This is a genomic window from Sphingomonas sp. NCPPB 2930, from assembly GCF_042867205.1.
In the GTDB taxonomy this organism is placed as follows: domain Bacteria; phylum Pseudomonadota; class Alphaproteobacteria; order Sphingomonadales; family Sphingomonadaceae; genus Sphingomonas.
Genome location: NZ_JBHZQU010000003.1, coordinates 50,422 through 73,437, shown reverse-complemented (window position 1 = coordinate 73,437; position 23,016 = coordinate 50,422). Strand labels below are relative to the sequence as shown.

Sequence of the window (23,016 nt, the reverse complement as noted above, 5' to 3'; positions counted from 1 at the left end):
GCGATGGGCCTGCGCCATGCTGGGCGTGACGGCGCTGGCCGCAACGGGGCCAGGTGCGCGCATCGACGATTTTCGCGGCGGCCTGTCGCGCTGGTCCGTCGAGGCCGAGCCGGGCGCGCAGGTCGACGCTCGGGACGGGGTGCTGGATATCGACGCGGCGGATGGGGTGACGATCTGGTATCGGCAAAGGCTGAAGGGGCCGGTCGGGATCGACTATGACGTGATGCCGGTGTCGGAGGGCGGGGCACATGACGCGGTCAGCGACGTCAACGCCTTCTGGATGGCGCGCGACCCCAGGGTGAAGGGCGGGTCGGTGCTGGCCCGGCGACGCGACGGCGCCTTTGCCAGCTATGACGATCTGGAGACCTATTATGTCGGGATCGGCGGCAATCGAAACAGCACGACGCGGATGCGCCGCTATGTCGGGCGCAAGGGGGATCGGCCGCTCCTGCCCCAGCATGACCGCAGCGATCCCGCCGCGATGCTGGTCCCGAACCGATGGACCCATATCCGCCTGATCGCCGATGGTCACGAGATCGCGGTCGATCGCGACGGCCAGCGGCTCTTTACGATGCACGATGCCGCCCCCTATCGCAGCGGCTGGTTCGCGCTGCGCACCACGCGCAGCCATTTACGGGTTCGCAATGTACGGATCACGCCGCTGGGCCGATAAGAAAGGGGCCGGATCGCGCGGACCCGGCCCCCATAGTTGAGGGAAAAGGCGAGCCCGCTGAGGCTCAGAATTTCAGGTTGAAGCCCGCGAAGAAGCGCTGCCCCGGATAGAAGACCTCGGACGTGCCGATATTCTTGATATAGGTCTTGGAAAATTCCTTGTTGATGTTCTGCATCTCCATGAACAGCTGATAATGCCATTCGGGGAAGCGGAACGTGACCTTGGCATCCAGATAGCCTTCACCCTTGCGATAGATGGGCAGGTTTCCGTTATTGGAATCAGCCACGACCGTCAGCCAGTCCGACCGGAAGTTATAGGCCAGGCGGGCGTTCAGCCATCCCTTGTCGTAGAAGACGCTGGCATTCCAAGTCCATTTGGACAGGCCGGGATAGTCGTTCAGCGGATCGCCGGTCGCACTGTTGGTCAGGTTGGTGCGCAGGGCGCGGGCATAGGTGACATTGCCGCTGGCGCCCAGCCCATCGAACGGCGCGGGCAGGAAGGTGAAGGCGGTCTGCGCGCTCGCCTCGATCCCGTCGAGCAGCGCGCCGAAGCCGTTCACCGGCTGGCGCACCGTATAGGTCACGCCGTCCTGGAACAGGTCGACGCCGGTGCGCAGCACGTTCAGGATGACGAAGCTGCTCTCATATTTCTTGTAATAGCCCAGGCTGAACAGCGTATCCTTGTTGGGATACCAGGCCAGGTTCACCTCCCACTGGTCGGCGCGATAGGGCTTGAGCGCAGGGTTGCCCGCGGTGCAGACATCATCCGACGCGGCGACGGTCGCATCGTCCAGACAGTTGATGTTGGGCACCAGATCGGTCGGCTTGGGCCGGGCGAGATTCTTGGCCCAGTTGGCGCGGAACACCAGGTCGGGCGTGAGCTCCAGCGCCGCGTTGAAGGCGGGGAGGATGTCGACATAGCTGTTGCGCAGCGAGAGCTGCTGGGCGCCGAGCACCACGGTTTCGGTGCCGCCCGTGGCGGTGAAGCGGGTCTGGCGGCGGATATTGGTGCCCGTGCCCACATCCCGGGTATAGACATAGCGCACGCCCGCATTGCCGGTCAGGCGCATGCCGAAGACATGGGTTTCCAGATCGCCCTGGACGTAACCGGCGGCGACCGTCTCGTCGATCTTCAACTGGGGAATCTGGGGCTGGCCGTTGGCTTCGCGTACCAGATCCTGGTCGAAACCGGACAGGTCATAATATTGGCTGAGTAGCGACGGCGAGAAATTGGCGAAGGCGAGACGATTGGGGATCGAGGCGGATGCGCCTTGCAGCCCTGCGAACATCGGCGCGCCGCCGGTCGTGGTACCCAGGGACCGGATAAGCCCAGCATATTCGTCGCGCGTCAGATAATAGGTGCTGCCATTGACCCGCTGCGGCACGGTGGCGGCGTTCACGACCTGGGTCGTGAAGGACACATTGGCGCTCGATTGATAGACCGCCGGGGTGGTGCCCGACGCCGGGGTCAGCAGACGCGATCCGCCACCTGCATAATTATAATAGTCGGCCCAGCGAAACTGCCCGCCAAACTCGATAGTCTTCAGCGGGCCCCAATCGGCCGCCCAGGTCCCGTCGAGCTTCAGCTGGTTCTCGTTATTGCCGGAGTCGCCCGGACGATATTGGACGCTCGGCCCCGCCTGGGCAGTGTTCCCGGCGCGGTTGTAGTCGGTATAGATATTGGGATCGGCGGGATTGACCGAACTGGGATAGGTGAAGACCGGAATGCCCAGATCGTTGCGCCGGTCGACCTGCATCCCCGCAATGCCGGTGCTGATCGAGATCAGGTTGGTTTCACCCAGCGTCCGCGATTCGCTGCGTGAGGCCAGGCCCTTCAGCCGGAGGCGATCGACAACCCAGTCGAAGCCGGTGATATAGTAACGGGAATTCTGGTCATATTGGAAGTCGCGGCGCTGAACGCCCAGGATATTGGCGGACCCGCTATAGACGGGGGCGGACGCGCTGCCGATATTCGCTGCCGACAAGGCCGTGGTGTAGCTGGTGACGACATGGTTGCCGTCGACCGTCGATGTACCCAGCTTGACCTGTGGCGTCGAGTTCGTGCCGAGCGACGGATCGAGCTGGTAACGCTGGTAACGCCCCATATCGAGCGAATAGTTGACGTCCATCAATCGCTGGTTGCGACTGTTGAACTGCACTTCCGCAAAGGCGCGAAAACTGTTCGAGAATTCATATTGCAGCGTGATGTCGCCCGACAGGCGCTTGTCGCGGCGAACCAGGTTGCGATAGCGGGGCACGGTCGGCGCCCAGTCGAAGAACTGATTTTCGCAGGCCGCCCGGCGGGTGACGAAGGTCTGGGTCGCGGTCGCGCCGACACCCGCGCAGCTGGCATAGGTGTTGAACGCCGAATAGGCCGGGTTGGCGACCGTCTTCTGGTCGGAATGGTCGAAATCGGCGAGGCGGCTGTAATTGGTGTTGCTGGCATAATCCTGCCGCGTCGAGACGTCGCTATAGGTCACGTTGGCCAGGATACCCAGCCCGTCGATGAAGAATTTGGGCGTGCCGATCAGCAGCGTCGCGCGGGGCTTCCAGTCCTGCGTCGTGTCGAGATGCTGTTCGGAGAAATTGAGATTGGCGATGAAATTCTTCAGCTCGAGCGGCTTGCGCGTCTCGATCTGGATCGTGCCGCCGATGCCGCCCTCGGTCAGCTTGGCCTGATAGCCCTTGTAGACGTCGATCGACTTGACGAGTTCGGAGGCGAATTCGCGGAAGTCGCCCGCGCGGGAACCCAGCGCGGAGGATTGGCCGACGCCGTTGATCTCGACGCGATTCAGGTCAGGCTCGACGCCGCGGATCGATACCTGATTGCCCTCGCCGAACTCACGGCTGAGCTGGACGCCGGTAATCCGCGCGAGGCTGTCGCCGATATTCTTGTCGGGGAAGCTGGCGATATCGTCCGCAACGATCGAGTCGACGACGGTCCCCGCATTGCGCTTGCGGGCGATCGCGGATTGCAGCGAGGCGCGGGTGCCGACGACGATGATGTCCTCGGGGCTGACCCCGTCGAGCTTGTCACCTTTCCCCTGATCAGCGGTCTTTGCGGCGTTTTGCGCAAAGGCGGGCGCGCTCAGCGCCAGTCCGGCGGCCAGCACGCCCCAGGCCGATGTGCGCAGCATCCCGCGTAGCAGGTGCCGGTCGCCCGCGTGACGCGACCCGGTGATAGCGACGAAACCCGTCATGGCATCCTCCCTCTCGCCCCCGGTGCCGCCGCTGTTTCTCGGCTGACGCTATAGGGCTGCTCCAGTCTGCCTTGGTGTATATAACCACAATATGGAATGCAATCATATAGATTGGAATTTTGACTCGTTGGGCTATGGTGCTGTCAGGCAATGCGAAAGGCGGCATATGACCCTGATCGCCGTGCTTATTTGGGATAGGAGAGAGGCATGATCGGCAGGCGGCGCATCAGGGGCGGTATCGCATCATGGGTGATGATGGCGGCCGTCTGTCCGGTCCATGCCGTGCCATCACCGGAGCGCCAGGCCGAGAAATGGGACCGCGGCGTCGTCGCAGTGCCCGCCATCGGGGGCGGGGTGCTGGTCAGCTGGCGCTCGCTGGCAAGCGATGCGCCAGGCGCGGGGTTCGAGGTATTTCGCGACGGACGCAGGGTCTCGGTCTCCGCCATCACCGACTCGACCAATTTCCGCGATGCCGGGGGCAGCGCCGCCAGCCGCTATGCCGTGCGAATGATCGCGCCGGGCGCGGCGGGCGCGGTCAGCCCGGCCGTGCCGGTCTGGGCGAAAGGCTATGCGTCCATTCCGCTCGACCCGCCGCCGGGCGGCGTCACCCCGGATGGCGATGCCTATGGCTATACCGCCAATGATGTGGGGCTGGGCGATCTGGATGGTGATGGGCAGCCCGATCTGGTGCTGAAATGGGACCCCACCAACAGCCATGACAACAGTCAGAGCGGCTATACCGGACCGGTCTATCTCGACGGCTATACGCTGGCGGGCAAGCGGCTGTGGCGGATCGACCTCGGCCCCAATATCCGCGCGGGCGCGCATTATACCCAGTTTCTGGTGCAGGATTTCGACGGCGACGGCCGGGCCGAGGTGGCGATGAAGACCGCCGACGGCACGGTCGACGGGCAGGGGCATGTGATCGGCGATCCCAAGGCCGACTGGCGCCAGCATGACGGAGAGGTGCCGCAGGCTGACAGGACCGGCGCGCACATCACCGCCGACGGGCGCATGGTCGCCAGGCTCGCCGGACGAATCCTGACCGGGCCCGAATATCTGACGGTGTTCGACGGCATGACCGGCAAGGCGCTGGCCACCAAGGCCTATGATCCGCCGCGCGGGCCGCGCCACGATCCGGGTTTCGCCTGGATGGCCGCGCATTGGGGGGACGGCTATGGCAACCGGGTCGACCGGTTTCTGGCGGGGGTCGCCTTTCTCGACGGGCGGCGTCCCAGCATGATCTTCGGGCGTGGCTATTATGGACGCACGGCGATCGCCGCCTGGGACTATCGCGACGGTCAGCTGACCGAGCGCTGGCTGTTCGACACCGACCAACCGGGTCATCAGGACTATGTCGATCGCGGCAACCACCAGCTGAGCATCGCCGATGTCGACGGAGACGGTCGCGACGACATCATCTACGGCTCGATGGCAGTCGATGCGGACGGCAAGGGGCTGTGGACACGGCCGCTCTATCATGGCGATGCGATGCATGTCGGCGATCTCGATCCCGCCCGGCCGGGGCTGGAGAAGTTCGGCGTGCACGAACAGGTCGGCAGGAATGGCGGGATCGGATCGGCCTTGCTCGATGCGCGGACCGGGCAAATTCTGTGGACCAAGCCCGCCACCAGCGACACCGGGCGCGGCCTGTCCGCCGATATCGACCCGCGCCATGTCGGCGAGGAGATGTGGGGATCGAACCAGCCCGATCTCTACGACGTCCACGGCGTATCGGTCGGCCCGCATCCGCGCCAGACCAACTTCGCCATCTGGTGGGACGGCGACCTTCTTCGCGAACTGCTCGACGGGACGACCATCTCGAAATGGAACTGGACGACCGGCAAGGCCGAGCCGTTGCTGGTGGCGGAGGGGGCGGCATCCAATAACGGGACCAAGGCCAACCCCGGGCTACAGGCCGACCTGATCGGCGACTGGCGCGAGGAGGTGGTGTGGCGCAGCGCCGACAATCGCGAGTTGCGCATCTATACGACGCCCTGGCCGACGACGCACCGGATCACCACGCTGCTCCAGAACCCGGTCTATCGCGCCGGGATCGCCTGGCAGAACACCGCCTATAACCAGCCACCCCACACCGGCTTCTATCTGGGCATGACCAGGCCGTCCGAACGGGCGGAGTGACCCGGTCACAGCACCGGATTGCGCCCCCAGAGCTGATCATAGCGCCAGCCCGACAGATCCTCGACCACCGCGCGGGTCCGGGGGCTGGCGGGTTCGCGCTCACCGGCGCGGAGCCGTTCGATCTCGTCCATCAGCACGGCATGGGATGCCGGGTCGAGCCGGAAACGAAGCGAAACCCATAACCCGAAGGCCAGCAGCGCGAGGGTGCCGCCGACCATCACCGCGACGATGGCGTGGACGGTCGCGGGGGACTGGCTGGCCGCACCGGCGATGAAGCCCGACGCCTGCAGGATCTGGCCGACCGCGATCAACGCAACGGCCTGCGACATCTTGCGCACGAAGGTCATGACACCCGCAAATGCGCCCTCGCGGCGGCGGCCGGTGACGATCTCATCGACATCGGCCATGTAGTTGTACGTCGCCCAGGGGATATAGTTGAGCGCGCCGCGCCCCAGACCCGCGAAGGCGACCGGCAGCACGAAAACCCAGCCGCTGGCGCCCCGGCCGGTCCACCACAGACCGAGGAACAGCAGGACGCCCAGCGCGAAGCTGCCCCCCGCGATCTGGTACGCCCGCGCCGGAGAGGCGCGCAGCGCGAAGTTGATCGCCAGCAGGACGGCGAGGGTCTGGACCGCATAGGTCAGCCCGGCCAGGTTGGATACGGCCAGCGTCGTGCCGCCGAGCGCGAAGACGACGAAATAGGCGAAGGCGGCGTTGAAGATGTCCTGGCTGATATAGCCGCCCAGATACATGCCCAGATGCAGCCGGAACGCCCGGATCCGCAGGGTCGAGAACAGGTTGCGGTACAGGTCGCGGATCGCCGCCAGCGGCGTCATCCGCTCGCGCGCCAGCGCCATGGTCTCGGCCGAACGCGGTCGCTCCCAGCTGAACAGATAGAGCATCGTCGCGGAGGCCATGAACAGCGCGGAGAATAACAGGCCCATATAGAAATAGGTGTCGGGCGAAGCCTTCCCCAGATGCTCGATCAACCGGCCCGGCAGGATGGCGGCGAGGATCGCGGAAATCTGGCCGCACATGATCCGCCACCCGGCGAACTTGGCCTTGGTCCGGTAGTCGCTCGCCATCTCGGCGGCCAGCGTCTCGAACGGAATGATCTCGAGCGCATAGACCAGCTCGAACAGGACATAGGTGACGAGATAATAATAGAAGCTTTGCCCCGCGACCCACATGATCGCGAAGGAGGGGAGCAGCGGGATAGCCGCCAGGATGAAGGCCCGCCGCCGGCCGAACCGGCGGCCCGCCCATGTGTCGCCGAACCGGTCGGAGATATAGCCGATGGTCGGGCTCGCCACCGCGTCCAGCACGCGGGCGATGCCGAAGATCAGCGTCGCCTGCGCCGCCGACAGGCCGCAAAAGCTCGTGTAGAAGAACAGCACCCAGGTGCTGATGACCGCCATCGAGCCCGCGCCCAGAATGTCGTTCGATCCATAGGCGGCGAAATTATACCAGCGAACGCGACGAGGGGGCGGGGACCCGGTGGCGGGGCCCATCAGATATAGGTCCGCAGGAATTCGCCCAGTGCGCAGATCGCAAGGCTCTGGCCATAAGGCATCGAGGTCAGCGCGATGTCCTTGTAGAACTGCATCGTGTCGCCCATCGCGGTGCCGAAGCTGACCTGCTTCAGCTCGCCATGCTCGTCGATATTGGCGAGCACGGCGCGGATCGCCTTGATCCCGACCGCTTCGTAACGGCGCGGCAGATAACCCTTCCGCACCGCCTTCAGGATGCCATAGGCGAAGCCCGCGGTCGCCGATGCTTCGAGATAGCTGGTCGGATCGACGATCAGCGTGTGCCACAGCCCGCTCTCGTCCTGATGCTCGGCCAGCGTCTTCACCTGCGCCGCGAGCGTGTCGATCAGGAAGGTGCGGAAGGCATCGCCCTCCGCCAAGTCGAGCATCTCGATGATCTCGGGGATCGCGATCGTCACCCAGCAATTGCCGCGCGCCCATAGCGCGCCCGCGAAGTTATGGCGGCCGTCGAAGGTCCAGCCATGATACCAGAGGCCCGTCTGGCGATCGAACAGATATTTGATGTGGACGAGGAACTGGCGCTTGGCCTCCTCGATATAATGCGGGCGGTTCAGGATCTGGCCGATGCGGGCGAGCGGCAGGACGCTCATCATCAGCGTATCGTCCCACATCTCCTGCGGGTTCTCGTCGTTGAAGACGATATGCTGGAACCCGCCTTCCTCCGTCTTGGGCAAGCCGTCATCGGCCATCAGCCATTCGGCCCAGATGTCGAGATAGGGCAGATAGGTCTGGTCGCCGGTCTGCTCATAGAGATTGGCGAGCGTCAGGAAGGGCGACATGGTGTTGATGTTTTTGGTCGGGGTGCCCGCCGCGAAACGGTTCTCGAACCATTTCAGCATCACGTCCCAGGCCTGTTCGTCACCGGTCTGTTCCCAATAGCGGTACAGGCCGAACAGGCCGATGCCATGGGTCCATTCCCAATCGTTCCACCCCTTGGTGTCGATCACCCGGCCATCGTCCAGACGCAGCAGGAACTCGCCGGTCTCGTCCCGGATGTTGACGAGGTTGTCGATCAGCCTGGCGATCTGCGCCGTCACCTCGGCGCGGGGGATGTCGTGCGTAAGGGCTGCCACGGGAATGCTCTCCGAAGGATCAGGGGGTGGGATAGAGGTCGCGGTAAGCCGGGGCGGCCACGTCGGTGACCGCGACGCCGCCGCGCGCATGGTGAAGGGTGACGAGCCGGACCGGCTCGATGACGTCACCGGGCGCCCCGTCGCTCGTCACGGCAAGCGCCAGCGTGTTGCGCCCGCGATGATGCAATATGCCCTCGGGGATGGGGAAGACACCCTGCGGCCCGACATTCGCGACGAACTGGCCCATATTCCAGCCATTGACGAAGATCAGCACCCGGTAGCGCCCCGGCGAGCGCGGCGTATCGGGGTCGCCGATCTGCAGGCCCAGGGTCACATCCTCGCCCCTCAGCACCGACAGGTCGAACATGGTGCGATACCAGTCGGTCCCGGCATGGGGCTTCGCCTCGGTCAGCGTGACCGCCTGCCACCCTTCATCGGCAAAGCCCGGCAGCGTCCAGCCCATGCGTTCGCCATAAAGGCCGCCATTGTTGCTTGGTCCGCGCGCGACATCGCGCAGGTCTTCGCCGCCGGCTCGTCCCTGAATCCACCACGCGATCGGCACCGCGAAGCTCTTGCCACCCGGCCGGGCCAGCGAGACGGAGATCAGCCCGCGCGGCTCCTTGTGCGCGTCATCGACGTCGAGGTCCCAGTTATGGCCGTTCACCCGCACCATGGCCGCCAGCACATGCTCGCCGGGCGCCTGGGCCTGGCGAGGCAGGGCGAATTCCGCGACCCCGGTGGTGATCGGCCGGGGCAGGCCGCCTGCCAGTTCGTGCTGGCCGATCAGCGTCCCGTCGAGGAAGAGCTGGACCATCCCAGCGCCGCCCGCCCCGTAATGCACGGTCGCAGTTTGCGCGTCCGCCGAGCCGGTAAAGCGACCGCGATACCAGACATCGCCGTCATGAAAGCCATAGGCATCCGCGCCGAGATTGGGCTGGCCGGTCGGCGGCCGGATGGTCGCCACGTTGCGGGCGGTCCCGGCGACGGTCCAGCCGGAGTCGTCGAAGTCCAGACCCGCCTCCGGCGAGCCCGATGCATGACGCCATGTCGCGCTGGTCAGGTCGGGCAGGGTCAGGCGTTGCGGTGCGGGCAGGGAACGCAAGGCCACCAGACTGCCGCTTGCCGAACGCGCGACGGGCACCGCCCTTCCGTTCCAGCGAACCGTGCGGATGCCCGGCGGGGCCCAGACCTCCAACGGCTCGGCACCCTCGCTATCGCCGGTCAGGTCTAGCGCCCGCCGGTTCGGCGTCGCATGACGGACGAGCGTGGGGCCGCGTTCCAGCAGACCGTCCTGTCGGAAGAAACGCTGCGCCGCCGCGACGTCGCCGATCAGGAGCAGAAGGGGCGGGCGACCGCCGCCCGCGATCCGCACTCGGGCCAGACCCCGATGCACATAGGTCAGCCGCAGGTCCCCCGTTGCCGGGTCGAAGGCGCTGGCGACCCGTCCCTCCAAGATGGTGACTTTCGGCGGGGCTGCATAGCGCAGCACCGTCTCCCCCGGCTCGTCCGTGCGACCATAGAACAGCGCGACATCCTCCGCGCCGTGGCGGATCGTCGTCTGCAATTCGGACGTCGAATAGACCAGCCGCTGCCGCTCCAGATCGACGCCCGCGACCAGTAGCTTGGCGTCACGGCCATGCAGCTCGCTGGCAAAGCTGTAGCGTCCGTCGGGCAGGTCGGCGGTGATGGTGAACCGCGCGTCGCTGGTCGCGTTGGACGGCTTGGGCGCGACGAACAACAGGCGTGCGTCGGTATCCGGATTGCGGTCGTGATAGACCTGCACCGCATCGCTGCCCGTGACGGTGACGGGCGGGGCCTTTTCCAGCCGCGCGAGATCGGGCACGGCGGCGAGGAACTGGCCGAGCTGCTTCAGCTCCAGCGCCTTGGGCCGCAGATTGCGCGCCTCGTCGATCGCCGAACCATAGTCGTAGGAGGTATAGACGACGGGCGCGGGCAGCCATCCCCAGCTCGTGCCGCCATAGCCCATATAGATGCTCTGGATCGCGATGCCGTTGGCGATGTTGGTGCCGTAGAAGACCCGCTGATAGCCGGTCCCGCGCTGGACGGCGTTGCACGGATACAGGCCGTTCGACCCCCAATAGTCGAACCAGCCGCCGCCGAACTCGGCGATAAAACCGGGCGTGTGCGGCGAGGCGCTCGCCCCGCCCTTGGCACCACCCGGACCGTACAGGCCCCAGTCCGGAGCGGGGGCACCTTTGGTCGGCACATTGTCGACCCCGCACACGCCGCCGGGATAGCCGTCGAACGCATAGAGCTCCTGCGGCCCTGTGACGGTCAGCGGCACGCCCGAGCTTTTGGGCACCCAATAGCCGTTGCGCCCCTGGTCATTGTGGAAAATCGGTACGGTGATCCCATCGGCCCGCGCCTTGTCGTACAGATGCTGCATGTAGCGGCTCTGCGCGGGGGTGGTCAGCGCCAGCTCATTCTCGATCTGGTGGAGGATGACGGTGCCGCCGCGGCCCAGCTGGTGGCGCGCGATGATCGGGTTGATCCGGTCCAGCCATTCGTCGGCGGCCGCCAGATATTCGGGAGCGTCGGTCCGCGCCTTGCCCGGTTGATTGACAAGCCATCCCGGAAAGCCGCCGCGCGACAGCTCCGCATTCACATAGGGGCCAGCGCGGGTGATGACATAGAGCCCTTCCTCGCGCGCCATGGTCAGCACCCGCTCGACGTCGCGGATGCCGGTGAAGTTGTACACGCCCTTTTTGGGGCTGTGAAACCCCCAGTCGATATAGATGGCGACGGTGTTGAACCCGCTCGCCCTCATCTTCTGAAGGATGTCGCGCCACAGGTCGGGAGAGGGCAGGCGAAAGGGGTGGAATTCGCTCGACCAGATCAGCGTCGGCTTGCCGTCGATCAGCAGCGAATGGCGGTCGAACGCGACGCGCGGGGGCTCGGCCACCGGCAAAGCCTGCGGTGCGGCGGCGCCTGCCAGCAGCAGGGCAGCGACCAGGCTCATGCGAGGTAGAACATCGGCGTCAGCGGGACTTCGACCGGACGATTGTCGGGCCGTACCTCCATCAGATCGGCCATATGGTCCCACCAGCGCTGCATGACCGGCTGGCCGGGCAGCGTGTCGCGGCTATCGTCGGGATGCAGCCGCAGGACGGCGAACAGCGCGTTCGTCTCTTCGTCCAGAAAGATCGAATAGTCGTAAATGCCCGCCGCGCGCAGCGCCTCGGCGAGTTCGGGCCAGATCGCGTCGTGGCGACGGCGATATTCCTCGGCCATGCCGGGCTTCAGCATCATGCGAAAGGCGATGGGCCGGATCATGCGTCGTCTCCTGGGATTTTCAGGCCGTGGCGGTGGGCGAAGGTCGCGAACCGGGCCAGCCAGGGATGCGGCGTGCCGTCGGGGGCGATCAGCCGGGGGCCGTGCCCGCCCGTTTCGACGATATGGAGTTCGGCCGGGCGGGGCAGAGCATGGACGGCCTGGAACATCGCGATACTGTTGGCGACCGGCACGACGGGGTCGTCGGCGGCATGGCCCAGAAAGGTCGGCGGCATGTCGGCGGGCAGGTCCCGCTCCGCCGAATAGCGTGCCGCCCGCCCGGCACCCGCGTCCCGGCCGAGCAGCTCGCGCTTCGACTGGGCATGCGCGAAGGGCTGGGTCATGGTGATGACCGGGAAGAGCAGCCCGACGGTGAGAAGCGTGGTCGGCTGCGCGTCCATGACGTCGATCGGGCCATAGGTGACGAGCGCAGACCGCGCCGCCAGTCGCGCCGCCAGATGACCACCCGCCGAAAACCCCATCGCGGCGATGTTGGTCGGATCGATGCCCCATTCGCCCGCGCGGGCTCGGATGACCCGGAGTGCGCGCTGTGCATCCTGAAGCGGTGCGTCCGGCCCGGCCGCCCAGCCGTCGTGCGGCAGGCGATAGAGTAGATCGAACGCCGTCACACCCTGCGCGGCGAACCAGCGCGCGACCGGCGAAGGCTCGCGCCCCACCGCCACACGGGCATAGCCTCCACCGGGGATCAGCAACACCGCCGCCCCGGTCGGTCGCGCGGCGGGGCAGACGGTCAGCATCGGCGTGGCGACATGCGGCCAGGCGATGTCGTCGGCGGGGCCGTTCGGCGAGCGCTGGACGAAAGCGTCCGCGACCGCAGGGCTGGGCATCCCTGGCGGTGAGCCTGGCCAGATCGGAAAGCGCCGCGGGGCAGGGGCGGCCGCCGCGAGGCGGGGTGTGGCGACCAGTGACAGTCCGGCGGCGATCAGGGTGCGGCGGTCGAGGGGCATCGTCAATTTCCCGCAGGCCGTTCGCTGCTGCGCATCCCGCTGGCCGCCAGACGAAAGGTTTCGGGGGCGGGCGGATGGCTCGGGTCGAAAGGCGGCAGGTCGCTTCGGACGAAGCGGCCGAGCGAGCCTATCGCCCGCATCCGCTCCGCCACGTCGCGCGCCAGGACCCAGGCGCCGTAATTGTCATGATGGGTCGCGTCACGGCCCTGATCGTTGAAGGCCAGCGGCGCGCGATCCTTGCCCAAGGCTTCATAGAACCGGATGGAGTCCGCATTCAGGTCGATCACCGGCACCGCCGCCTCGGCCGCGACGGCGCGAACGGCGGCGGGATAGTCGCCCAGGCTGGGGCGGATATGCCCGTCCGCGCTCCATTGCCGCCGCTCGGGCGAAGTCACCAGGATCGGCGTCACCCCGCGCCGCCGCAATTCGGCGATATAGGTGCGCAGATAGGCGCGATAGGTCGTCGCGGCGTCGGCATAGGTCTGCGGCCACTGGGCTTTCTGGTCGTTATGCCCGAACTGGATCATCGCGACATCGCCGGGTCTGGCGCTGGCCAGCACCTTGTCCAGCCGAAGCTCGGTCAGGAAGGATTTGAGCGTCTCTCCCGACTCCGCATGATTGGCGACCGCGATGGTCGGCGTCAGGAAGGCGGGCAGCATCTGGCCCCAGCTCGCGGCCGGTTCGGCGGGCTGGTCGGTCACGGTGGAGTCGCCCAGCAGGAAAAGGGTCGGGACCTCGACAGGGGCGACGCTGACGCGGCGAAGCGCGGGCGCCGGGCCCAGTATCTCCAGCGTCAGCCGATCGTCCCAGGTGAACGATCCGATCTCGCGCGGCTTGAGCCGCACCGCATCGCCGCCCGGCGCGTTGGCGGGCGGGGGTGCGAGCGCGGGGGTGCGGACATTCACGATGAAGCGCCGGGTGACGAACTCGCCCGCGCGTGTCCGAACCGCCTCCAGCATCAGGCGGCGGCTCTCGGCCTTGATCGTGGTGTCGCTCGCGCGGGCGGGATCGCCCAGCGTGACGGTCACGGCATAGTTGCCCGGCGGTACCGCAACCGAGAAGAGGTGCGGATCGCCCTCGAACCCGTGATCGCCGTCGAAGCCATGGCCCGCATTCGCGGCCATGACGAAGTCCCGCACCGGCGCCTGTGCCGTGGCCATCGCCGACCCCGCCAGCGCCGCCACGGCGATCAGCCGGCGCATGACGGCCCGCCTGCGGCTGTGGCGCGGGTCAGGCTTGCCCGGTTCTTCAGCACATGGCGGGCGATCGGCAAATGGGTGCCCGCCAATCCGCCCGCGACCAGATCGGCGATCCGGCGCGCGCCCAGCTCGCTGAAATGGGTGTCGTCATCCACCGCCTCGGCAAAGCCCGGCAGGCCCTCGCCCTTCGCATAATGGAGATAATAGACCCGTGATCCGTCCGGCCCGAGCCCGTCGATCCAATGTTCCGACAAGGCGGCCAGGTCGATCAGGGGCACATGCTCCTGCGCCGCCACCCGCCTGGCGGCGTCCGAATAGGTGGGAAAGCTGGGCACGACATGCCCATCCTTGAACGCGCGACGCGTGACCGGGGTCAGCAGCACCGGCCGGGCTCCGGCGGCGCGTGCGACCGCGATGAACCGCTTCAGATTACTCTCATATTCGGGAATGGGGGCATAGCGTTCGGGCTTCGCCTGGTTTGCGTCGTTATGCCCGAATTGGATCAGCAGCGTGTCGCCGGAGCGCAGGTCACGGGCGATCGCGTCCAGCCGCCCTTCCGCCATGAAACTCTTGGTGCTGCGCCCCGCCATCGCATGGTTGGCGATGGTGACCTCGGGCCCGAAGGCGCAGCGGAGCATCGTGCCCCATCCCGATTGCGGATATTTGTCGGGCCGATAGTCCTGCGCGGTGGAGTCGCTGGCGATGAACAGCCGTGCCGGGGGCAGGGGAGCGGGGGTTGCGCCGACGATCAGCAACGACGCGCAGGCCGCCCCTATCCTGACAGCCGTCCGATGACGCTTCGTCATGCACCCGCTCCCTCGCCCTGTCGTGGACCTGTTTCGATCCGCTTTCCTAAACTATGTGCCTATATCCCACATAGTGCAAGAGGGTTTTGGGATTTGGAATAAGGTCAGCGGCGATCTTTTTCTCGCCACCCCAGGTCGCGGCTGATCGCATGTGCGGTGCCCAGCACATCGCCGGTCAGCGCGGTCATCCGCTCGTCCGACATATATTGCGCGGCGCTCGACACGCTGATCGCGGCGACGATGCGACCGCTGGCGTCGCGGATCGGCGCGGCGACGCAGCGTATCTGATCCTCATTCTCTTCAAGGTCATAGGCGCAGCCCAGCCCGACATAGCCGCGCATCCGCTCCAGCCAGACGTCATAGTCGGGCGCATGCGGATCGCCCGCCCGCTCGTCGTCGAAACGCTGGCGCCAGTGCTTCGCCTCGTCGTCCAGCATCAGTGCCTTGCCCAGCCCGGTGGAGGTCATCGGCTGGCGATCACCCACGCGGCTGGAGATGTCGACCCGGCGGCGACCGGGGATCTTGTCGAGATACAGCGCCTTGTCGCCGTCCCGGACGCCCAGATGGACCGTGTCCTCGGACGCGGCGGCCAGCGCCTCGATATGATCGCGCCCGATCTGGACGACATCGGCCTGCTGCTGCGCCAGAAACCCCAGTTCGAGCAGCTTCGGCCCCAGACGATAGCCCTGGCGCGGCGTGAAGATCAGGAAGCGCCGGTCGATCAGCGCGCTGGCCAGCCGATGCGTCGTGCTGCGCGTCAGCCCCAGCCGCTCGGCGAGTTCGGCCAGCGCGATCGGGCGGTCGGACACCTCGTCGATCAGGTCGAGCCCGCGTAGCAGGGTCTGGCTGCCCGTCGGGCCCTTGGTCTCGCCGGTTTCAGCCTTGGGGGATTTGGCGGATGCGGGCATGGAAACATCTTCTCCTGACGCGCCGCATTTGCTGTCAGCGCGTACCATATTGTGGAAGTGTTTGCCTTTCTCACGTCCGCATGTCGAGGGGAAAGCGCCATCCCCCGCCCGAGCCTATTGCAGGTTCACGAATGCGCCGCCATCGACCAGCAACGCCGCGCCGGTCACATAGCGCGCCATGTCGGAGGCCAGGAAGACGGCGGGTCCGACCATATCCTCTGGCACGCCCAACCGGCCCAGCGGCACGCGGCCCTCCATATAGCGACGCTTGGCCTCGTCGGCCAAATCCTCCTTGTTGATCTCGGTCAGGATGGTGCCGGGAAGCAGCGAGTTGCAGCGAATGGCATGACGCCCCAGCGCGATCGCCGCCGACTGCATCAGCGAGTGCAGGCCCGCCTTGGTCGGGGTATAATGGGTCTGAAATTCGCCGCCGACCAGCGCCGAGATGGAGGAGACCGCGATGATCGATCCGCCATGCCCCTGCTCGACCATCTGCCGCGCCGCCGCCTGGCACATATAATAGCCGCCATGCAGGTTGACCCGCATCGTCCGCTCGAACGTCTCGACCGGCATGTCGAGAAAGCCGTGGAACGGACAGATGCCCGCGTTCGACACCATGACGTCGACCTTGCCCAGCGCCTTCGCCGCCCGCGCGATGAAGTCGGTCGCGGTGGCGGGATCGGCGACGTCGCCCTGGATGGCGACCGCGCGCCGCCCATGCGCCTCGATCCCCGCGACGCATTGGACTGCGCCTTCCGAATCGCGCGCATAGTTGATCGCGACGTCCGCGCCATGTTCGGCCGCGCCGATCGCGATCGCCCGGCCGATCCCCGTGGAGGCACCGGTGACGACGACGGTCTTTCCTTCCAGCAGTTTCACGGCCTCGCTCCTCATCCTGTCCACCGGCTCACCTTGGCCATCGGTTTTCGCAAAACAACCGATTGACGCCCGAAGTCTCAACAATTAGCATCCTATTCCATAAAGTGAGAAAGTAAAGCCGGGAGGATCGGATGCGGGGCGGTGGCCGAACGACGCAAGCCAGCAAGGGTGGGCGATGACCCTCTCGCGGATCAAGCATGTCCGTGCCTTCGTCGCGCGCGGTGCGGGCGCGGATTATCACGATCAGGGCGCGGGCCATTGGATCGACGACCACATCGCCACGCCGATGAGCCGCTATCCCGAATATCGCCAGTCGCGGCAGAGTTTCGGCATCAACGTGCTGGGCACGCTGGTCGTGGAGATCGAGGCTGAGGACGGCACGGTCGGCTTCGCGGTGACGACCGGGGGTGAGCCCGCCGCCTATATCGTCGAGAAGCACCTCGCCCGCTTCCTCGAAGGACGCTCTCCTGTCGACGTCGAGAAGATCTGGGACCAGATGTATTTCTCGACCCAATATTATGGCCGCAAGGGCTTGGTCGTGAATGCGATTTCCGGTGTCGACCTAGCGCTGTGGGACTTGCTGGGCAAGCTGCGGGGCGAGCCGGTCTATCACATGCTGGGCGGCGCGGTGCGCGACGAGCTGCAATTCTACGCCACCGGCGCGCGGCCCGATATCGCCCGCGAACTGGGCTTCATCGGCGGCAAGCTGCCGCTCCACCACGGTCCCGCCGAGGGGCTGGAGGGAATGGAGAAGAACATCGCCCTGCTCGCCGACATGCGAGCGAAGTGCGGCGACGATTTCTGGCTGATGTACGATTGCTGGATGGCGCTCGACCTCGATTATGCCACGCGGCTCGCGCATCGCGCCTGGAACGAATGCGGTCTGAAATGGATCGAGGAGGCGCTCAGCCCCGACGACTATTGGGCCTATGCCGCGTTGCGCAAAAAGGCGCCGCCGGGCCTGCTGGTCACGACCGGCGAGCATGAGGCGACCCGCTGGGGTTTCCGGATGCTGATCGACATGGGCTGCTGCGACATCATCCAGCCCGATGTGGGCTGGTGCGGCGGCGTGACCGAGTTGATCAAGATCGCCAACTATGCCGACAGCCGGGGCGTGATGATGATCCCGCATGGCTCATCGGTCTATAGCTATCATTTCGTCATCACCCGCCACAATTCGCCCTTCGCCGAATTCCTGATGATGCACCCAGGCCCGACCGAGGTGGTGCCGATGTTCGCGCCGCAGTTGCTGGGCGAGCCGGTGCCGCAGAATGGCCGTATCCGGGCCAGCGCGCTCGACAAGCCCGGATTCGGTGTCGAACTCAACGCCGACGTGCCGCTTCACCGCCCCTATACCCATTGAGGATCTTCGCATGAAACTCTGCCGTTATGGTCAAAAGGGCGCGGAAAAGCCCGGTCTTGTCGATGCGCAGGGTCGGATCCGCGACCTGTCCGGCATGATCGACGACGTCACGCCCGCCACCATCACGCCCGAAGCGCTGGAACGCCTGCGCACGGTCGATCCCGAAACGTTGCCGCTGGTCGAGGGCGATCCGCGCTACGGCGTCCCCGTCGCCGGGATCGGCAAGTTCATCGCCATCGGCCTGAACTATGCCGACCATGCCAAGGAATCGGGATTGGAGCCGCCGCCCGAGCCGATCTTCTTCACCAAGGCGATCTCCTGCCTGACCGGCCCCAACGACCCCGTGATGATCCCGAAGGATGCCGAGAAGACCGACTGGGAAGTCGAATTGGGCATCGTGATCGGCACGACCTGTCGCTATGTCGAGCAGGCCGATGCGCTGAACCACGTCGCGGGCTATGTCCTGGCGAATGACGTGTCCGAGCGCGCGTTCCAGAAAGAACTGGGTAGTCAGTGGGATAAGGGCAAGGGTTGCGACACGTTCGGACCTGTCGGTCCCTGGCTGGTCACGCCGGACGAGGTCGGCGATTGCCAGGAACTGGACATGTTCCTGGACGTGAACGGACGGCGGATGCAGACCGGCAACACGCGGACGATGATCTTCCCGATCGCCGAATGCATCGCCTATGTCAGCCGCTTCATCACCCTCCATCCGGGCGACCTACTGATCACCGGCACGCCGCCGGGGGTGGGTGAGGGGCAGAAGCCCGACAAAATCTTCCTCAAGCCCGGCGATACCATGCATCTGGGCATCGCGAAGCTGGGCGAGCAGCGGCAGACCTGCATCCCCTTTGCGATGGAACTGCCCGCGTGACCCTCTTCGAGGGGCGCTTTGCGGGGCGGTCCGCGATCGTCACGGGGGCGGCATCGGGGCTGGGCCTTGAGGTCGCGCGGAGGATCATCGCCGAGGGCGGATCGGTGGCGCTATGGGATGTCGAGGGCGACAAACTTGCGATAGCGGCGGAGGATGTCGGCGCAACACACTGGCAATCCTTCGATATCGCCGATTGCCAGGCGGTCGAGCATGCCACCGTCGCCAGCGTGGCCGCGTTGGGCAAGGTCGATATCCTCATCTGTTCGGCGGGGATCACCGGCGCGACGGCCTGCGTCGAGGACTATCCGCTCGAAAGCTGGCAACGGGTGGTCGAGATCAATCTGAACGGCGTCTTCTATTGCTGCCGCGCGGTCGTGCCGCATCTGCTTGCGAACGGCTATGGCCGGATCGTCAACGTCGCGTCGGTCGCGGGCAAGGAGGGCAATCCCAACGCCTCGGCCTATTCGGCGACCAAGGCGGGGGTGATCGGCTTCACCAAATCGCTGGGCAAGGAACTGGCGGGCAAGGGGGTCATCGCCAACGCGATCACGCCCGCGACTTTTGAAAGCCCGATCCTCGCGCAACTGCCCAAGAGCCAGGTCGACTATATGCGCGGCAAAATCCCGATGGGGCGGCTGGGACAGGTGAGCGAGACGGCGGCGATGGTGTGCTTCATGGCCTCGGAGGAATGCAGCTTCACCACCGCGGCGACCTTCGACACGTCGGGGGGGCGGACGACCTTCTGATGATCCCGTTCGTCGATGCACATATCCATCTGTGGGATTTGGAGCGGCTGCGCTATCCGTGGCTGACGCCGCCCTTTGCGGATGATGGCCCCAACGGTTCGGTCGAGGCGATCGCCCGGACCTATCTCCCCGCCGATTACAGGCGCGAGATGGCGCGGTGGAATGTCGCCGGCGCGGTGCATGTCGATGCGGGCGCCCATCCCGGTGATGCGCTAAGGGAAACCGAATGGCTGGACGGCCTGGCCGATGCCGAGGGGCTCCCCGATGCAATCATCGCCTTCGCCGCGCTCGACGCCCCCGAGCTCGACAGTTTCCTGGCGGCGCAAGCCCGGCACCCCCGCGTGCGGGGTATCCGCCATATCGTCAACTGGCATCCCGATCCCCGGCGAAGCTATACCCAGCGCGACGTGACCCGCGATGCCGCCTGGCAGAAGGGCTTTGCCAGGCTGGCCGATCATGGCCTGTCCTTCGACCTGCAATGCTATCCGGGCCAGATGACCGCGCTGGCCGAACTGTTCGCCCGCCACCCGGACATTCCGGTGATCGTCAACCATGCGGGTATGGCGGTCCTGGATGACCCGGACAGCTTTGCGGATTGGCGGCGGGGGCTGGCGGCGCTGGCGGCGTGCCCGCAGGTGTCGGTCAAGCTGTCGGGCTTCGGCTTTGCCCGGCGCGACGCGACGCCTGCCTTCGTGCGTGACACGGTCCGCACCGTGATCGACCTGTTCGGCACCGATCGCGCGATGTTCGCCAGCGACCTGCCGACCGACCGGCTGTTCGGCACTATCGATGCGCAGATGGACGCCTGTCACGCGGCTGTCGCCGATTTCGGCGAGGAAGACCGCCGTGCCCTATTCGGTCGCAATGCCGACCGCATCTATCGATTGGGACTGGGCTGCTGACCACGCCCGGCTATTCACGCAGGACCTTGGGAGTTTCGAGCATGTACGACCGCACCTACTACGCCACCCATCCCGATATGATGGCAAGCGTCTCCAACGACGAATTGCGCGACCGTTATCTGATCCCGGACCTGTTCCGCACCGGCGAGTGCGTGCTGAACTATACCCATGCCGAGCGGTTCGTGATCGGCGGCGTCGCGGTGGGTGACGCCCCGGTCAAGCTGCCCGACCAGAAAGAGCCCGCATCGGCCGCCGGTCATCCTTTCCTCGAGCGCCGCGAACTCGCCATCGTCAATGTGGGCACCGCCGAGGGACGCGTGACGGTCGATGGCGAGGTCTTTGTGCTTGGCAACAAGGATTGCCTCTATGTCACGATGGGCGCTCGGGAAGTCCTGTTCGAAGGGCAGGGCGCCCGCTTCTATCTGGCGTCCTGTCCCGCGCATAAGGCGTTTCAGACCCGCAAGCTCGGCATTGCCGATGCCAACGCGCTGGAGCGCGGCAGCCTGGCGGAATCCAACGAGCGCACCATCTTCCAGCTCGTCATCCCCGGCGTGTGCGACAGCGCGCAGCTGGTGATGGGGCTCACCGTGCTCAAGCCCGGCAGCGTCTGGAACACCATGCCCCCGCACATTCACGAGCGCCGCAGCGAGATCTATTTCTATTTCGAACTGGACGATCTCGCCAACGACCGGGTGATGCACTTCATGGGGGAAGGCGAGGCGACCCGGCATCTGGTCGTCAAGAATGAGGAAGCGGTGATCTCACCGCCTTGGTCGATTCACATGGGGGCGGGGACCAAGGCCTATGCGTTCATCTGGGCGATGGCGGGCGAGAACCAGGATTACACCGACATGAACGTCCTCGATATCTGCCAGCTGGCCTAAGAATCATGACGTATACATTTGATCTTGCCGGTAAAGTTGCAGTCGTCACCGGCGCGAATACCGGCATAGGGCAGGCGATCGCGGTGAACTTGGCTGCGGCTGGGGCGGAGGTTGCCTGTGTGGGGCGTACCCCCGCCGAGGAGACGGCGGAGCAGATCCGGGCGCTGGGTCGCCAGGTCGTCCTCATCCCGGCCGATCTGTCCACGATCGCCCCGGTGCAGCAGGTGGTCGACACCACCCTGGCCGAACTGGGGCGGCTCGATATCCTGGTCAACAATGCCGGAATCATCCGCCGGGCCGATGCCGTCGCCTTTACCGAAAAGGATTGGGATGCGGTGATCGATACCAATCTGAAAAGCGTGTTCTTCCTGTGCCAGGCCGCCGGGCGGCACATGATCGGGCAGGGGAGCGGGCGGATCATCAACATCGCCTCGATGCTGACCTTTCAGGGCGGCATCCGCGTTCCGAGCTATACCGCATCCAAAAGCGGCGTAGGCGGGCTGACCAAGCTGCTCGCCAATGAATGGGCCGCCAAGGGGGTGACCGTCAATGCCATCGCGCCGGGCTATATCGCGACCAACAACACGGCGGCACTCCAGGCAGACGAAAGCCGGAACAAGGCGATCCTGGACCGTATCCCGGCGGGGCGCTGGGGCAACCCCGGCGATCTGGGCGGGGCGGCGGTGTTTCTGGCGAGCGACGCGGCCGCCTATGTGAACGGGCATATCCTTGCGGTCGACGGGGGCTGGCTGGCGCGCTGATCGTCGGGGTAGGGTGCCAACCCCAGGCCATGGACCGGCAACGCGACTGCCGCGTTGAAGGCTCATGACACAGGAAGACGAACGATGGATGCGCCAGGCGATCGCGGTCGCGCGGTCCAAGGGCTCCGATCCCGCCACCTCGCCGCTCGGGTCGATCATCGTCCTGGACGGGCGGGTGATCGCCGCCGAGCGCAACCAGACCCACGAGCTCCCCGACGCCACCGCTCATGCCGAGATGATGGCGATCCGTCGCGCTTGTGAGGGGACCGGCGAGATGGAACTGCGCGGCGCGACGCTCTATTCGACGCTACAGCCCTGCGGCATGTGCACCATGGCCGCGATCTGGTCGAAGGTGGGGCGGGTCGTCTATGGCGCCGGGCGCGACGACGTGCACGCCATGTATTTCGAGGCGCGCCATGTCGATACGCTCTCCTTCATCGGTGACGCCTATCGCGACGACATCGTGATCGAAGGCGGCTGCCTGCGCGAGGAATGTGCGAGCCTCTATTACCCGCCCGACGCCGACCTGCCGCGTGAGGAGCAGGCTAACCTGTAGGGGAAGTGCGTTGGGATCAAATTCCCCTTGCGCGTACCGCCCCGCTTCCCCTAAGGGCGACCCCCTGTCGGGGAGTGGCGCAGTCTGGTAGCGCGCCTGCTTTGGGAGCAGGATGTCGCAGGTTCGAATCCTGTCTCCCCGACCATCCGCTTGCAAGTCTTTGATTTCGCGTCTTAACGACGGCGATCAGGGACGGTTGTACCCCCGACTGTACCCCTCGCTGTACCCCTTGGGGTGGCGGA

General features: G+C 65.8%; 19 protein-coding genes and 1 tRNA gene. 10 read left to right on the top strand and 10 right to left on the bottom strand.

Annotated features, from left to right (window positions below; all coding sequences use genetic code 11):
• Positions 1-16: 16 nt before the first annotated feature.
• Positions 17-673, top strand: coding sequence for a DUF6250 domain-containing protein (locus tag ACFX59_RS05515; RefSeq protein WP_387430412.1), 657 nt, complete (start codon positions 17-19; stop codon positions 671-673).
• Between the two features lie 64 nt (positions 674-737).
• Here ACFX59_RS05515 and ACFX59_RS05510 read toward each other — a convergent pair whose 3' ends face one another.
• A complete protein-coding gene (locus ACFX59_RS05510; RefSeq protein ID WP_387430410.1) occupies positions 738-3,872 on the bottom strand; it encodes a TonB-dependent receptor in 3,135 nt (1,044 codons plus the stop codon).
• Positions 3,873-4,079: 207 nt separating this feature from the next.
• Here ACFX59_RS05510 and ACFX59_RS05505 point away from each other — a divergent pair, with 207 nt between their 5' ends.
• Positions 4,080-6,014: a rhamnogalacturonan lyase gene (locus ACFX59_RS05505; protein WP_387430408.1), complete on the top strand. Its 1,935-nt coding sequence runs from the start codon at positions 4,080-4,082 to the stop codon at positions 6,012-6,014.
• Positions 6,015-6,019: 5 nt separating this feature from the next.
• On the opposite strand, the gene ACFX59_RS05500 is transcribed toward ACFX59_RS05505, so the two are convergent.
• From ACFX59_RS05500 to ACFX59_RS05460, 9 genes are all read right to left on the bottom strand, one after another.
• Complete coding sequence (locus ACFX59_RS05500; RefSeq protein WP_387430406.1) at positions 6,020-7,525, bottom strand: MFS transporter; 1,506 nt, start codon at positions 7,523-7,525, stop codon at positions 6,020-6,022.
• The gene (locus ACFX59_RS05495) at positions 7,525-8,637 is read right to left on the bottom strand and encodes a glycoside hydrolase family 105 protein (protein ID WP_387430404.1); all 1,113 of its coding nucleotides are present in this window, start codon (positions 8,635-8,637) and stop codon (positions 7,525-7,527) included. The genes ACFX59_RS05500 and ACFX59_RS05495 overlap by 1 nt, the downstream gene beginning before the upstream one ends.
• A 19-nt stretch (positions 8,638-8,656) precedes the next feature.
• Positions 8,657-11,617 carry a beta-galactosidase gene (locus ACFX59_RS05490; RefSeq protein ID WP_387430402.1) on the bottom strand — a complete coding sequence of 987 codons (2,961 nt, stop codon included), beginning with the start codon at positions 11,615-11,617 and terminating at the stop codon, positions 8,657-8,659.
• Positions 11,614-11,931 (bottom strand): L-rhamnose mutarotase, encoded by a 318-nt coding sequence (gene rhaM / locus ACFX59_RS05485; RefSeq protein WP_387430400.1) that lies wholly within the window; start codon positions 11,929-11,931, stop codon positions 11,614-11,616. Before rhaM ends, ACFX59_RS05490 begins: the two co-directional genes overlap by 4 nt.
• On the bottom strand, positions 11,928-12,896 hold the full coding sequence (locus ACFX59_RS05480; protein WP_387430398.1) for an alpha/beta hydrolase: 969 nt from the start codon (positions 12,894-12,896) through the stop codon (positions 11,928-11,930). The genes rhaM and ACFX59_RS05480 overlap by 4 nt, the downstream gene beginning before the upstream one ends.
• Before the next feature lie 2 nt (positions 12,897-12,898).
• On the bottom strand, positions 12,899-14,098 hold the full coding sequence (locus tag ACFX59_RS05475; RefSeq protein ID WP_387430396.1) for a rhamnogalacturonan acetylesterase: 1,200 nt from the start codon (positions 14,096-14,098) through the stop codon (positions 12,899-12,901).
• Entirely contained in the window at positions 14,086-14,901 is an 816-nt protein-coding gene (locus ACFX59_RS05470) for a rhamnogalacturonan acetylesterase (RefSeq protein WP_387430394.1), read from the bottom strand. The genes ACFX59_RS05475 and ACFX59_RS05470 overlap by 13 nt, the downstream gene beginning before the upstream one ends.
• A gap of 104 nt (positions 14,902-15,005) precedes the next feature.
• Positions 15,006-15,809, bottom strand: a complete 804-nt coding sequence (locus ACFX59_RS05465) for an IclR family transcriptional regulator (protein WP_387430392.1) — start codon at positions 15,807-15,809, stop codon at positions 15,006-15,008.
• A 114-nt stretch (positions 15,810-15,923) separates the two neighbouring features.
• Positions 15,924-16,688, bottom strand: coding sequence for an SDR family NAD(P)-dependent oxidoreductase (locus ACFX59_RS05460; protein WP_387430390.1), 765 nt, complete (start codon positions 16,686-16,688; stop codon positions 15,924-15,926).
• A gap of 175 nt (positions 16,689-16,863) precedes the next feature.
• On the opposite strand from ACFX59_RS05460, the gene rhmD reads away from it, so the two are divergent.
• The 8 genes from rhmD (at position 16,864) to ACFX59_RS05420 (ending at position 22,919) form a co-directional block, all read left to right on the top strand.
• Positions 16,864-18,051: an L-rhamnonate dehydratase gene (gene rhmD, locus ACFX59_RS05455; protein ID WP_387430388.1), complete on the top strand. Its 1,188-nt coding sequence runs from the start codon at positions 16,864-16,866 to the stop codon at positions 18,049-18,051.
• A gap of 10 nt (positions 18,052-18,061) precedes the next feature.
• Complete coding sequence (locus ACFX59_RS05450; protein WP_387430386.1) at positions 18,062-18,925, top strand: fumarylacetoacetate hydrolase family protein; 864 nt, start codon at positions 18,062-18,064, stop codon at positions 18,923-18,925.
• A complete protein-coding gene (locus ACFX59_RS05445; protein WP_387430384.1) occupies positions 18,922-19,671 on the top strand; it encodes an SDR family NAD(P)-dependent oxidoreductase in 750 nt (249 codons plus the stop codon). Before ACFX59_RS05450 ends, ACFX59_RS05445 begins: the two co-directional genes overlap by 4 nt.
• Positions 19,671-20,573, top strand: a complete 903-nt coding sequence (locus ACFX59_RS05440; RefSeq protein WP_387430382.1) for an amidohydrolase family protein — start codon at positions 19,671-19,673, stop codon at positions 20,571-20,573. The genes ACFX59_RS05445 and ACFX59_RS05440 overlap by 1 nt, the downstream gene beginning before the upstream one ends.
• 41 nt (positions 20,574-20,614) lie before the next feature.
• Positions 20,615-21,457, top strand: coding sequence for a 5-dehydro-4-deoxy-D-glucuronate isomerase (kduI, locus tag ACFX59_RS05435; RefSeq protein ID WP_309695238.1), 843 nt, complete (start codon positions 20,615-20,617; stop codon positions 21,455-21,457).
• Between the two features lie 5 nt (positions 21,458-21,462).
• Positions 21,463-22,218: a 2-dehydro-3-deoxy-D-gluconate 5-dehydrogenase KduD gene (gene kduD / locus ACFX59_RS05430; protein ID WP_387430379.1), complete on the top strand. Its 756-nt coding sequence runs from the start codon at positions 21,463-21,465 to the stop codon at positions 22,216-22,218.
• 64 nt (positions 22,219-22,282) lie between these two features.
• Complete coding sequence (locus tag ACFX59_RS05425; protein ID WP_387430377.1) at positions 22,283-22,774, top strand: nucleoside deaminase; 492 nt, start codon at positions 22,283-22,285, stop codon at positions 22,772-22,774.
• Between the two features lie 68 nt (positions 22,775-22,842).
• Positions 22,843-22,919 (top strand) — tRNA-Pro (locus ACFX59_RS05420).
• Positions 22,920-23,016: the final 97 nt, after the last annotated feature.